This window comes from Sphingorhabdus sp., assembly GCF_046596595.1.
Classification (GTDB): Bacteria; Pseudomonadota; Alphaproteobacteria; order Sphingomonadales; family Sphingomonadaceae; genus Sphingorhabdus_B.
Genome location: NZ_JBKJMB010000009.1, coordinates 1 through 12,996, shown reverse-complemented (window position 1 = coordinate 12,996; position 12,996 = coordinate 1). Strand labels below are relative to the sequence as shown.

Here is a 12,996-nt window from a genome sequence, read left to right as displayed (position 1 = left end):
GCCATATATGATATGGACAAGACCGTCACGCGACGCGCCACGTATAATGGGTTCCTCCTGCATATGGCTTTTAACAAGTCACCGTGGAGATTGTTCCTTTCACCGCTCCTGCCGCTTGGTCTTGTATTGTACGCAATAAAAATTTGGGACCGTGCGCGGTTGAAGCAGTTCGCGCAGGTTTTGCTGATCGGCAGACGCGTTCCAAAGGCAAGATTTGCCAAATATGTCGAAAGCCATGCTGATCTTGTAGTCGGCAAAAACGTATACCCACAATTGTTGGCACGCGTGGCCGAGGAAAAGGCGGCGGGCTATCGCCACATAATGGCGACCGCTTCCTATCGGTTATATGTCGAGGCGATTGCCCATCGGCTTGGCTTTGACGACGTCATTGCGACGGATCTTTCCACCGACAGCACTGGTCATGTGCTCGCGCGGATCGACGGGCATAACTGCTATGATGCGGCCAAGCTGGAGCTTGTGAAAGTGTGGATGGACAAAAACGGCATTGACCGCGACAGTTGCCACATCCGCGCCTATTCTGACCATGTGTCTGACGCGCCGTTGCTCAGCTTCGCAGACGAAGCCTTTGCTACAAATCCCCATGGCCCGCTTGCCGCGCTGGCGGCAAGCAAAGGCTGGTCAATTCTCGACTGGCGTGTGGCTTAAACCTGAGCCAGCGCCTGTTCAAAGTCTGCAATGAGGTCATCCGGGTCTTCAATGCCAATTGAAATGCGCACCAGATTGTCCGTAATCCCCAGCGCATCCTTGCGCTCCTGAGGCACAGATAAATGCGTCATGGCTGCCGGATGGCTTGCCAGTGTTTCAGTACCACCAAGGCTTACCGCGAGCTTTGCGATTTTCAGTGCGTCGAGAAATTTGAAGCTTTCCGCCTCTCCGCCCTTAATGAACACCGAAAACGTCGATCCAGCGCCGCTGCAATGGCGGTCAAAGATGTCCTGCTGGCGTGGGTCATCAATCATGCCCAAATAGCCAAGTCCCTCAACCTTTGGGTGCGCCTTGAGATAGGCACACACCTTGGCAGCATTTTCCCCAGCACGCGTCATCCGAAGCTCAAGCGTTTCCAAACTGCGCAGCAACATCCACGCCGTGTTTGGATCACAAATGGTTCCAATGACATTTCGCATTGGCCGCATGATATTGATGAGCGCCTGATTACCCGAAACGCCGCCGGCGACGAGGTCGGAATGCCCACCTGCATATTTGGTGAGGCTGTACACGACCAGCTCAGCGCCTTGTTTGATCGGCTGCTGCCACAATGGCCCCAAAAACGTATTGTCGATAGCAATGGCTGGTTTCTGGTCTCCCGGAAACGCCGCGTCACGCGCCGCGCGAACGGCTTCAACGTCAACCAAGGCATTTGTCGGATTGGCAGGGCTTTCCAGATACACCAGCGCGACTTTGCCGCCCTTTTCCTCTGCCATAGCTTTTGCGCGGTCAATGATCGCATCAATTTCCTCACGGGTAGCTCCCGCCGGAAAGTCAACAAATCCTACGCCGAAGCGCGACAATATGCGTGCAATCAGGGTTTCGGTTGCGGCATATAATGGCCCTGAATGCACGATGACATCGTTTTGGCCAACCAGTGCCAGCAGCATGGTGGCAATTGCTGACATCCCGCTGGAAAAAACAAGACTGTCATCTGCCTCGTCCCAAACCGCCAAACGATCTTCCAAGATTTCCTGATTTGGGCCATTGAATCGTCCGTAAACGAGGCCATCTGCGGGCCCTTCGCGTTTGCCGGTTATATGTTCAAAAAACTTCTTGCCAGCTGCGGCGCTTTCAAAGGCAAAAGTCGATGTCAGGAAAATGGGTGGTTTCAACGACCCTTCGGACAAGGTGGCATCGTAGCCGTGGCCCATCATCAACGTCGATGGTTTCAGCTTTCTGCCGCCAATCGTTTCAATGTCGGCTTTCGGTTTACGGCGGGCAATCGGGGTAGCGGCAGGTGGGGTATTATCATCGTTCATGGGAATCTCCTGATCCCCGAAGCATAACATTATTCGTTTCAATTGAAACTAAATTACATGGCCATCAGCTTGCCAACGACCCACACGGCCCCGACAATCAGGGGAATTCCCGCCAGATCAAGGAAAAAACCCGCCTTTACCATCTTGGGCAAGGCAATATGCCCGGTTGCCCAGGCGATCGCATTTGGCCCGGTTCCTGAAGGCATCATAAAGCCCCAGCTTGCCGCCATTGATGCAGCCATCGCCATCAGCCAGGGGTCGGCGCCCGTTGCCGCAACGAGGCCAGCTACAACGGGCAAGACGCCGCTGGCGGTCGCTACATTGCTGGCAAATTCTGTAATCAGAATGACCAGTGCAGTCAGTGCAAGTGCGATGACGACGGGATGGACAACAGACAGTGGTTCAAGTGCCTCGCCAAGCCACGCAGCGAGCCCGGATTGCGTGATGCCGGCAGCAAGGGCCAAGCCACCCCCGAACATCATAATGACGCCCCACGGCGCTCTATCGGCCTCTTGCCATGTCAGCAACGGGCGGCCGGTGCCGTCGGGTATCAGGAAGAGCAGCAACGACCCTGCAATGGCGATGCTGCCATCGGTAATGCCACCCTTTGGCAGCAGCGGCTCCAACAAGGGTTGCGCAATCCAGGTGCCAATGACGAGCAGGAATATCGGCACCAGCCGCTTTTCGGCAATCGACAGCGGGCGCGCCTTGCCAATCGAGGCGCGTGCCGCATCAACGTCAAAACTGCCAGCGGTGACGTTCTGCACGCGCATCAGGATTAACGCGCACAACGGTACGCCGATGATGACAACGGGCAGTCCGTAAAGCATCCATGTCAGAAAGCTTATCTGGATGCCCAATTGTTTTTCCACCAGACCTGCAGCAATGGCGTTGGTCGGTGATCCGACGAGCGTACCTAGGCCACCAATCGACGCGGCGAAAGCCACGCCCATGATGAGCGCCCCAGCGAGCCCATCGGTCTCCCCTGGCTTCGTACCGCCCGCAGCGAGCACGGCAACGGCAATCGGCACCATGATGAGCGCAATGGACGTATTGGACATGACCATGCTGAGCAATGCCGTAGAACCCATGAAAGCGATCATCAGGCCAGTGACGCTGTGCCCTGACTTGCCCAAAATCGCGAGCGCGACCCTCCTGTGCATCCCGGTGCGTTCGATGGTGAGCGCCAAAAACGCGCCGCCAAGGATGAGAAAAAGCGTTGGGGAGTAATATTCTTTGGCGACATCCTGCGCGGTCATAATATTCATCAGCGGGAGCGCAAGAAACGGTAATAATGCGGTGACGGTCAACGGGAGAGCCTGCGTCATCCACCAAGTTGCCATTAATATGGTGAGCGCAGCCACGCGCCATGCTGTCACCTCCATTCCGGCTGGGGCGGGGACGCTCAACATGACCACAAAGACGATCAGACCGCCCCAGAAGCCAATACGTTCTGGCTTCATGGACGAAGGCCAATCAGAGACATTTCACCCCCATATCCAGGTTCCCCAAGGTGGCAACTGCGCCGGTAACTGAAAAATCGTTCCGGCTGGCTATAGGTGTCTTCGCCTAAGCACACGACGGTGGTGATGCCCGCTGCAGCAAGACGGCCCGCCACATACCCTTCAATATCAAATTGATAATGCCCTGCCTTTCCGTCTCGAAAGAAACGGGCATTTTCAGGATTAGCCTCGGCAAAACGTCCAAAGAAGGTGGCGTCAACTTCATAACTTCTTTGTGCTATACACGGACCGATGGCGCAGGTTATTCGGTCTCGCTGCGCGCCCAATGCCTCCATCGCAGCAATTGTATTTTCATTGACGCCCGTGAAAGCACCCTTCCAACCCGAATGCGCAGCACCGATCACGCCTGCGTCTTTGTCTGCAAATAACACGGGTACACAATCTGCGGTTTGAACCGCGAGGAGGATGTTGGGCCTGTCGGTAACCAATGCATCTGCTTTGGGAGGGTTATATTGATCGATAGGTCCAGTTACCGTGACAACATCAGGCGAATGCACTTGGTACACGCGTGCCAGCGCCGCTCCGGGCATGATAGCGGCAACCGCGCGGCGGCGGTTTTCGATCACATTATCCCGAAGGTCATCTGATCCAAGACTGCAATTCAATCCTGCATATATGCCAGTCGATACCCCGCCGATCCGGCCAAGAAAACCATGCGCGACGCTGCTCAACGCGCTTGACCGGACAACTTCAACTTCCATGCCGCTGCTTCCTCCCTACAGTCCTATTCGCAACTGCCGCGCTTGACTGCAAGCCGTTAGATTGCGAACCGGTGTTCATGCAGCGACATATGTTTATATTTGGAATGGGATATACCGCCAGCCGCCTTGCCGACAGCTTACGGGAGCAAGGCTGGCTTGTCACAGGCACAAGGCGGATGAGCGGCGGCGACGCCGTGGCGTTTGACGACGAGGTTGCGGTCAGGACCGCGCTGGAATACGCAACACACATCCTGTCGAGTGTGCCGCCGCTGGCCGAGGGCGGCGATACGGTTCTTCAGACATATGGTTCGGCTATTGTGGCGAGCGGTAGCTCGTGGGTCGGCTATTTATCCTCTACGGGTGTATACGGCGATGCAGGCGGTGCGTGGGTCGACGAAAGTGCGCCGATCGGGGAGGGACGCCGAACTGCGCGTGCCGATGCTGACCTTGCGTGGCAGGCGCTTGGACATGACATGCGAGTCTTTCGTTTGCCCGGCATTTACGGCCCTGGCCGATCTGCGTTGGATCGGGTCCAGGACGGCAAGGCGCACCGGATCGATATACCCGGACAAATCTTTAGCAGAATCCATGTCGACGATATTGTAGGCGCAGTCATTGCGTCGCTCGATGGCCCCGCGGGCATCTATAATATAGCGGATGACTTACCGGCATCGCAAAATGATGTCATCGAATATGCCTGTAACCTGCTTGGCCAGAAATGGCCGCCTTTGCTGTCACTCGAGGAGGCGGCGCTTTCCCCCATGGCCCGGGGATTTTATGCCGAAAACCGGCGTATTGCGAACGGCAAAGCGAAGCGGCTTCTTGCGTGGCAACCCCGGTTTGCCAACTATCGTCAGGGACTGCAGACACTGCTTGGCGACGATCGCGGGTAGGAACAGGCAAAAAAGGGAACAATAATGCGGGCGTGTCATTTTATTGCCTGATATTTTTCAAATCAGAATTTATGGAGACACGTTTTGACCTCGATTGCAGCAGACCGTTTAGGAACGGCAAAGTCGCCGTCTTTATTGCTCGCGGTTACAGAATTTGCCCGCGCCTCACTGGATATTGCTTCACTACCATTTGCCGCACCATTGCTGTTGCAAGCGCCAAAGGGTGATGGTCATCCCGTTTTGCTATTGCCCGGGTTCATGGCAGGTGAGGGGACAATGAAGCCGCTGTACAAGTTTTTAAAGCGGTTAGGATACGCCCCATATCAATGGGACCTGGGACGTAACCTTGGACAAAAGGCGATTGGCTCGGAAGGTGAGAAAATGGTTGCGCGGCTGGATGAAATATACGCCGCAACCGGACGTAAGGTCACGCTGATCGGTTGGTCGCTGGGTGGATCATTTGCGCGGATGCTGTCACGTCGCCGTCCCGAAATCGTTCGCCAGGTCATTTCGCTCGGAGCGCCAATTAAGGGTTCACCCAAAGCCACCAATGCCTGGATGGCTTTTCAGATGATTACTGGCCAGAAAATCAACGGACCGCAAATGAAGGCCCAAGTTGCCGAGGGGCATTTGATTCCGCCTGTTCCGGCGACCGCGATATTCTCGCGCAACGACGGCATCGTTGCATGGCGCAACGCGCGCGAGCCCGAAGCTACGACAACCGATAACATCGAAGTTCGTGGCAGCCACTGCGGGCTTGGTGTAAACCCTGCAGTCTGGTGGGCAATCGCGGACCGGCTGGCCCTGCCCGAAGATGGATGGAAGCGGTTTGACCGGTCGGGTAGCAAGGGCTTCGCTTACCCATCGTCAGGCCACTAAGCCTTGCGCGCTTGCATCGCAACGACCAGGCCAATCATCGCCAGGCCGCCCCCGGCAAGTGCAAGCGGTGACCATATATAGCCTTCAAAGATAGTCGAAAGGACCATCGCTACAACGGGTATGACAACGCCAGTGTAGGCCGCCTTGCCCGGCCCGATGTCGCGGATGAGCCGAAAATAAAGCGGAAACGTTACGACCGAACCGATGATGCTGAGATATAGCACGCCGCCGATATAGCCCAGGCGTGTGTCAATGACGGGCGGGCCATCCGTAATGAATGCGAACAGCGCATTGGCCAAGCTGCCCCAAAGCATCGACCAAGCCAATATCGTGAGGGTCGGGTATCGCGCAATTTTCGGCGTGACCTGAAGCACGTTTGATACGGACGCCGTGCACACCGAACACAAGGCCAGCGACAGGCCAAGCAAAACCTCAGCCCCGCCAACAGGCGCGGCGCGATATTCTTGAAGCATCAACAGCGCAACGCCAAAGGATGCAATTGCTGAACCCAGCATAAATGCCCCGCCAATTTGCCGCCCCAACCAATATTTGGCGAGCAAGGCATTGGGCACAATCAACAGCGCAAACATGACTGCGACTAATCCGGAGGTAATGTGATGTTCAGCAGCATAAACGAAGTTGAAGTTCATCGAAAATTGCAACAGTCCAAGTAGCATCGTCCAACCGACCATCTGCCGGTCGATTTTGAGCGGTTGGCGCATAGCGACGGCCAAGAGGATCATACCCGCGGCCGCCACAATGAAGCGGTATGCCACAGACCAGCTTGAGGGCACCGAGCCGAGTTGATCGCGGATCACCAGCCAAGTCGAACCCCAGATGAGGGACACCACAACAAAGGGTATCCATACCCGTGGAGCCATAAATCCTGGCTCCACATTTTCTCCCGCCTCGGTGGTACTCATAAGGAGGTAATGGCGTGAGCAAGCGGCGTTACATCAGCCTCTGTGTGCTGCCAACTTGTGACCAGCCGCGCCGCGCCCCAAGTTTCGTCCAAAACGCCCCAGTCGTAAAAATCAAAGCCTTGTGCACGCAAGGCAGAGGCTTCGGCAGGCGTAAGCCGCAGGAACAGTTCGTTGGCTTGAACCGGGTATAGCAACCTGCCAGCAGCGGCCTGCGCAATAACCTGCGCCGCGGCATTGGCAGAGCGCGCATTTTGCAGCCACAAATCACCTTCAAGCATCGCCAAAAGTTGCGCCGCAAGAAAGCGGCCTTTTGACTGCAAATGTCCGGCGCGCTTGCGCCGATATCGCGCCGCATCAGCCAATGCTGGGTCGAAATATATTAAGGCCTCTGCACCCATTCCGCCGTTTTTGACGAAACCGAAGCTCAGGATATCAACCCCGGCGTTGACGGTAACATCGGCCGGGCCGCAGTCCAAGGTCGCGACCGCGTTAGCAAAACGCGCGCCGTCCATGTGCAGGCCAAGTTTACGCTCGCGGCACAATGCGCCGAGCGCAGCCACTTCAGCTGGCGTGTATACCAGCCCATATTCGGTTGCGTTGGTAATAGACAAGGCCGCAGCCTGAACCTGATGCACATCGTTGCGGATAGCGTTCAAGCAATTTTCGACCGTTGCAGGTGACACTTTCGCGCCGTCGCCTTCGATAAGCATCAGTTTTGCACCAGCGGTATAGAAACCCGGCGCGCCGCATTCGTCGACTTCGATATGCGCTTCACGATGGCAGATTACGCCCTGATGCGGTTGAACCAGTGAAGCTAAAGCCAGGCAGTTGGCACTGGTACCCGTTGCCACCCATAATACCGCGACATCGCGGCCAAACAGTTCGGAGAATTTGGCGTCCAACCGCGCGCTCCATTGGTCACCGTCATAAGCGGTGTCGATGTGGTTGGCATCGGCCATGGCTTGCATGACGGCTGGGTGCACTGGAGCGGCATTGTCAGAGAAGAAACGCATGGCTAGCCGCATGGCGGGAAACCGTATCCGGCGTCAAGTGGTTAGGGGTTTTGGAATTGGCAACGACGCGTGTCACGCCCAGTTGGAGATGTTCCCGAATCACAAAAGTGCGACGATGAAACAAGTTGAGGCTGAGGGTGTCGTTGCTAGATAACATCATGTCGCTCTCCCTGCACCTGAATCAAGAACCTGACGGATTTTCTGTGCCAGTTGCTCGGGAGTAAATGGCTTGGATAAAAGTACAACGCCCCGGTCCACCATACCGTCATGAAATGTCGTATCGCGGGTGTAACCCGCCGTAAATAATATGGGCAGGTTGGGATCGTGCTCGCGCGCCATGTCAGCCAGTTCGCGCCCGTTAATGCCCGGCATGACGATGTCGGTGAACAGCATGCCGATGTCACTGCGCTTGGCCATCCAATCCAGTGCTTCGTCACCACTTGCTGCCTCAAGCACAGTGTAGCCGGGCTCCCGCAAACTTTCGGCGGACATTTGCCGGACATGGAATTCGTCATCGACGACGAGAATAACTTCACTTGTTGACCCAGTCGGTGCTTCGAGAGTCATTGACGTATTGGAGGGCAATGCTTGCGGCCCATCATAACGCGGCAGGGCTATCTCTACAGTGACGCCCTCGCCCAATTGGGAGTCAATTGCGACATAGCCGCCGGTCTGGCGGACGAAGCCATCAACTTGGGCCAACCCCAGACCAGTACCTTTTGCAACGCTTTTGGTGGTGAAAAACGGTTCAAAGGCCCGCGCGAGTACTTCAGGAGACATTCCGGGACCAGAATCGGATATGGACAGAATGACATGGTCTTCTTTGCCGCCAGCAACATTGTGAGCGGGGCAGTTACGCGTTTCTATTTGCCGTTCCGTTACAAGAGGGGGCGTACCAACATATCGTAAAGGAATATCCAGCTCTTATCGGCTAAAAACTGCGCCTGACCCAATGCATCGTAAACTACGAGGGCAATAGTACCCTTTGGACGCGGCAGTTGCGCTGTTCGACCTTTTTGCGCTTCAAATTATTACCGAGCGCACATAAAAAAAGGGGAGCGTCAGCCCCCCTTTTTCCGTAAGTTACAATCCATTAACCGTTGCTGCCGGCACCGCGACCGCCACCGAAAAGCCATTCCCAAAAACCTTCTGTCTGGCGTTCGACTTGCTTAGCTTTCTCAAGCGCTTTCATGTCGTGTCTCCATTAAACCGTGGCCTGCTTGACCAAGTTCACAATATAATGGAAAATTAACCATGTTCAACAACTGTTTGTTAACCAAACTTTTTGTCGCTTACCTCCAGATAAGTTTTGGAAAAGTTATTTAAATTTATAGGGATAGAGATTATCTTGCCTCTACCGCGTACGCAGCCATGACGCCCCAGTGCAGCCAAAACGTCGCGGTCGTCGATACCATCTGCAGTGGTTAAGGTGTGACTTGCACTAGCGATTCGCAGCGCGCCGACCGCAAAAATTTCGTTGCTTGTTGACCCAAGAAGCTCAGCCGAAAAGCTTTTTGCAAGGACAATTTCATCCGGCTGAAATTTCTTTATAAGATCAATATCCGCGTCGGTTAGTCCAAAATTTCCGATGCCGATATTAAAGCCAACCTGCTGTAATTCGAAGAGTGCGCTGCGCGCTTGCTCGTTAAATTTATGGTCATGAATTTCCAGAACTTCAAAGGTCACATTGGCGGGGGGGCATTGCGCGCTCAATGCGCATTGAACCATGGCTTCTCCGAACTCCGGACTTAAGATAATATCTGTCGAAACTTTAACGCTGACAGTAAAGTCCGGCCGTTGCTTAGCCAAACGTCCCGCCGCTTTAATGGCTTGCTCGCACAGATAGTTGCTGACCCGCTTTAGGTTTCCTGTGTCCCTCGCCGTTGCAAACAATTTGGCGGTATCGATCTGGCCATAAGCGGGATGAGTCCAGCGTAATGACGCCGCCGCCGATTCCACCGCATTATTGGCGAGATTCTTCTGGGCCTCAAGCAGAAGCTCGATATCGCCATTGTTGATTGCAGTCTCGAACTCGGAAGAGAATTGCGACCGCAACAATGCGTCGAACTCCATTGTCGTTGCAATCTTGAACGTCGACTGCGATCTGCTGGCTTCGACCGACGCGTCAAGGGCGCTCATCAGCCGGATTTTGATATTATTGTTCACGTTCCGGTCAACGCCGAAATGGATATCGATATCGATCTTGCGGCCATCGATGATCAGAGGTTCGGAGAACAGCTGGCGCATGCCTTCCAAGTGATCCGCCAGCTTTTGCGTCGGGATGCTAGGCATTTCCCAGAAAAACTGTTGGTCATCATTGTGTGTCAGCTGCTGTTCGTCAATAACCGTCGAAAGGCGGTGTCCGACCTCTTTCATGATCGCGATCTTGTCCTCTTGGCGCACATACCCCAACCGCGTTTCAGCCCGAGTTACATTTGCAGCTATAAACACCGCGTTTGATACCACTTCCTCCACCAGATATCCCGTCATGTTGAAATAACCGGTTTCAGCATTCCGCTGTGATCTGATCAGCGCCGCTTTTTGACGCGCAACGAAGATTCCCACGCTAGCAATAAGCGCGAGCGCCGGTATTGGGTCATTTATGATATGTAATGTGGTTAGCCAAGTGCTGGATCCCAAAATGATGGCAGCCCCGGCCCAGCATATAAGATTGCTGTATCTAAGTCCCTCGCGTGATAGCTGAAGTGCGCAAAGCAATAATGCCGCAACAAAAAACCCTAGCCACCCCCAATTGGCCGGGAGGCCATTTTTGATTGTTTCTGCGCCAAGCACATGGAAATAAACACCCGCTCTCACCCCCCATCCTGGCATGGAATGCACATCGTTCTGGCTCACGTCTGTGACACCCAGGATGACTGTTTTTCCTTTAATTTGGTCCGCGTTTATTGTTTGGGATAAGATATCCTTAGCGGCAATATTCGGTATGCTATTAGGGTCTAACGTGTAATTGACAGAGAAAGTGGAAGGTTTTTCTTCCTTTAAATCTGCGATGCGTGCGGATACCGAACGGAGGCGCCCGCGCTCGCTTGCAATGCTCGTTGGAATTTCCCAAACAAAACCGAACATGGAAGGTATGTACGCTGTAATTGTGTCGACGGGGCCGACAACCGAGCGCTTTGAAAAGATCGAACTTACCCGACCGTCATCATCTTTGTACGCCGATGCTATAACATGAGTAGGAGCATTTGCCTGATTTAACGAGTTGTAAAACGCTTTATCTGCGGCGGGCGAGGTAGCGCCTTGATATATAACATCGACATATATCGACCCTGGATCATAAGCATCAATTTTTCGGATCAGCTCGGCCTGCTTGTCGCGTGGCCATGGCCAGCGGCCGACCTCGCTAATCGAGGGAGAATCAATGCCAACCACGACAATGTCACCCGATACAGGTTTCACCGCGATTTTGGATTGAAGGACGGTGAGCGCGAGCGAAAGAGGCAAGAAAAGACCAAGCGCACCAAGGACGCCGCAGGCAACCGCAATCGGCAGCATTTTCCGGCCAATTTTGGACTTGTTGAGATTGAGCGCCATAGCCTTGGCCTTAGGCTGAACATGGTGAAGTTTTGGTTAAAATTTCTTAAAGCTTATGCGTCGCGGTCACATTTGCACAATAGTCAGCAGTAAGGGCACACCTTGACTTTCTTAACGATCGACTAAGATAGCAACTTAATCGTTAACCGGCCAGGCCAGGCGAGAGGATTTCGCCGGCCTGAAGCCATTAAATTTGGCACAGACGAGCCAAAAGTAACAACCCCGCTGGTTGGCTGCAGCAGGGTTGTCGTACTTTTCAACCTATGTCTATGTTCAGTATTAATCTTGGTCGAAATGACCGATATGGCGTTGGCGTTGGGCGATGAGGGAGTCGAATTCAGCCCACAGCAATTTTGCCTTATCCATTCCGCCGACTTGGCGGGCAAAAGCCTCGTCCCATTTTTTGTCCTCGGGGTTATTGGCCCAGCCCATTTGCGCAATACCCCCACGCATTGGCAGCGCGACTATGGAGTCCCATTCACCTGTTGAAACGTGGAAATCGATAACCCCCGTCAAGCCCAGTTCCTTATCCGTTTTTTCAAACATTTCAATAAGTTCATGAGCGCGCTCACCCTTGCCGGGTGCCCATTTTATCAGTTGGATACGGTACCAATCAACCTTTGACAATTCTGGCGCAGTGCTCTGCGCTGCTGCGGGCGCGGATGTAAGTGGTAATGCAACAAAGGCGAATGCGGCGGCAATGAATAGCTTTTTCATACGTAAATCCCTCTCCATGAAGAAAGCGACCCAGAATGTGTGCTTGTGCTGATGTTCCCCAGCCAACGGATATTAGGTCCGAAATCAGACGATTGTCAACTCACTCGGATCCGTTTGAGGACTGCCTTCCCGCCGACTTGCCGTTTCATCCCCTTTGAGGTTGTCGACTGGCACACGGTACTTTGGTGCAAACGTTTGACAAAATTGTGTCCATAATGGATATTAAACCAATATTTTCAGCAACAAAGGTCGAAGTGAACGTGCAGAATGCTATTTGGTATTAACAGTTTTACACACGCGCGGTTCGAAACTTCGACGGAAAATGACCGTTGCCGACACAAGATATTCTCCGTCGGTGAAACTGAACCAGATTCTTTATCCCGCGTCGAATTCTACGATACGGTTTGTACCGATTTTGTGATTGAAACGGAAGCGGTTATATCCGTGGGTGAATTCATCGAAATCTATCAGCCAGACGAGAGCTTTAGGACAGCCGTGATCCTCTGGATAAGCAGGCCGCTAGCGGGTTGCAGTTTCATCGCGGCGCAGAATCCGGATCTGGCAAAATTCCAACCAATGCCAGATGGGAATATTCGCTCTGCCGAGCCTGTCCTAAAGCTGATAGAAACTCCACTATCTGAGGACACAGGGGAAGATCAACCCCCACGCGTTTCGTCAGAAAACCTGCCCATTGGTATGCGGATTTGGATAATAATCGGATCATCTCTGCTGTTATGGGCAGGTTTTCTGACGAAACGCGTGGGGGTTGATCTTCCCCTGTGTCCTCAGATAGTGGAGTTTCTA

Annotated in this window: 12 protein-coding genes; 4 read left to right on the top strand and 8 right to left on the bottom strand. The window is 53.8% G+C overall.

The features are described from left to right. On the top strand, positions 1-666 hold a 666-nt coding region (locus ACLL9E_RS00605; protein ID WP_411289809.1), incomplete at its 5' end, for an HAD family hydrolase. Here ACLL9E_RS00605 and ACLL9E_RS00600 read toward each other — a convergent pair. The 3 genes from ACLL9E_RS00600 to pgeF are packed head-to-tail and all read right to left on the bottom strand — an operon-like array spanning position 663 to position 4,212. Continuing rightward, a complete protein-coding gene (locus tag ACLL9E_RS00600; protein WP_411289808.1) occupies positions 663-1,988 on the bottom strand; it encodes a cystathionine gamma-synthase family protein in 1,326 nt (441 codons plus the stop codon). The genes ACLL9E_RS00605 and ACLL9E_RS00600 overlap by 4 nt on opposite strands. 53 nt (positions 1,989-2,041) lie before the next feature. After that, positions 2,042-3,451 carry an SLC13 family permease gene (locus tag ACLL9E_RS00595; protein ID WP_411289807.1) on the bottom strand — a complete coding sequence of 470 codons (1,410 nt, stop codon included), beginning with the start codon at positions 3,449-3,451 and terminating at the stop codon, positions 2,042-2,044. Then, on the bottom strand, positions 3,448-4,212 hold the full coding sequence (pgeF, locus tag ACLL9E_RS00590) for a peptidoglycan editing factor PgeF (RefSeq protein ID WP_411289806.1): 765 nt from the start codon (positions 4,210-4,212) through the stop codon (positions 3,448-3,450). Before pgeF ends, ACLL9E_RS00595 begins: the two co-directional genes overlap by 4 nt. Positions 4,213-4,301: 89 nt before the next feature. On the opposite strand from pgeF, the gene ACLL9E_RS00585 reads away from it, so the two are divergent. Next, positions 4,302-5,105, top strand: coding sequence for an SDR family oxidoreductase (locus ACLL9E_RS00585; protein ID WP_411289805.1), 804 nt, complete (start codon positions 4,302-4,304; stop codon positions 5,103-5,105). Between the two features lie 84 nt (positions 5,106-5,189). Continuing rightward, on the top strand, positions 5,190-5,984 hold the full coding sequence (locus tag ACLL9E_RS00580; protein WP_411289804.1) for an esterase/lipase family protein: 795 nt from the start codon (positions 5,190-5,192) through the stop codon (positions 5,982-5,984). Here ACLL9E_RS00580 and ACLL9E_RS00575 read toward each other — a convergent pair. From ACLL9E_RS00575 to ACLL9E_RS00555, 5 genes are all read right to left on the bottom strand, one after another. Then, the gene (locus tag ACLL9E_RS00575) at positions 5,981-6,865 is read right to left on the bottom strand and encodes a DMT family transporter (RefSeq protein WP_411289803.1); all 885 of its coding nucleotides are present in this window, start codon (positions 6,863-6,865) and stop codon (positions 5,981-5,983) included. The two genes, ACLL9E_RS00580 and ACLL9E_RS00575, sit on opposite strands and share 4 nt — an antisense overlap. Positions 6,866-6,903: 38 nt before the next feature. Continuing rightward, complete coding sequence (locus ACLL9E_RS00570) at positions 6,904-7,920, bottom strand: threonine aldolase family protein (RefSeq protein ID WP_411289802.1); 1,017 nt, start codon at positions 7,918-7,920, stop codon at positions 6,904-6,906. A gap of 156 nt (positions 7,921-8,076) precedes the next feature. Next, positions 8,077-8,730, bottom strand: coding sequence for a response regulator (locus tag ACLL9E_RS00565; RefSeq protein WP_411289811.1), 654 nt, complete (start codon positions 8,728-8,730; stop codon positions 8,077-8,079). A 462-nt stretch (positions 8,731-9,192) separates the two neighbouring features. Continuing rightward, a complete protein-coding gene (locus ACLL9E_RS00560) occupies positions 9,193-11,436 on the bottom strand; it encodes an EAL domain-containing protein (protein ID WP_411289810.1) in 2,244 nt (747 codons plus the stop codon). A 318-nt stretch (positions 11,437-11,754) separates the two neighbouring features. Beyond that, entirely contained in the window at positions 11,755-12,192 is a 438-nt protein-coding gene (locus ACLL9E_RS00555; protein WP_411289801.1) for a hypothetical protein, read from the bottom strand. 267 nt (positions 12,193-12,459) lie between these two features. Between ACLL9E_RS00555 and ACLL9E_RS00550 the strand changes: the two genes are divergently transcribed. Further along, a partial coding sequence (locus ACLL9E_RS00550; protein ID WP_411289800.1) for a hypothetical protein occupies positions 12,460-12,996 on the top strand: 537 nt, incomplete at its 3' end.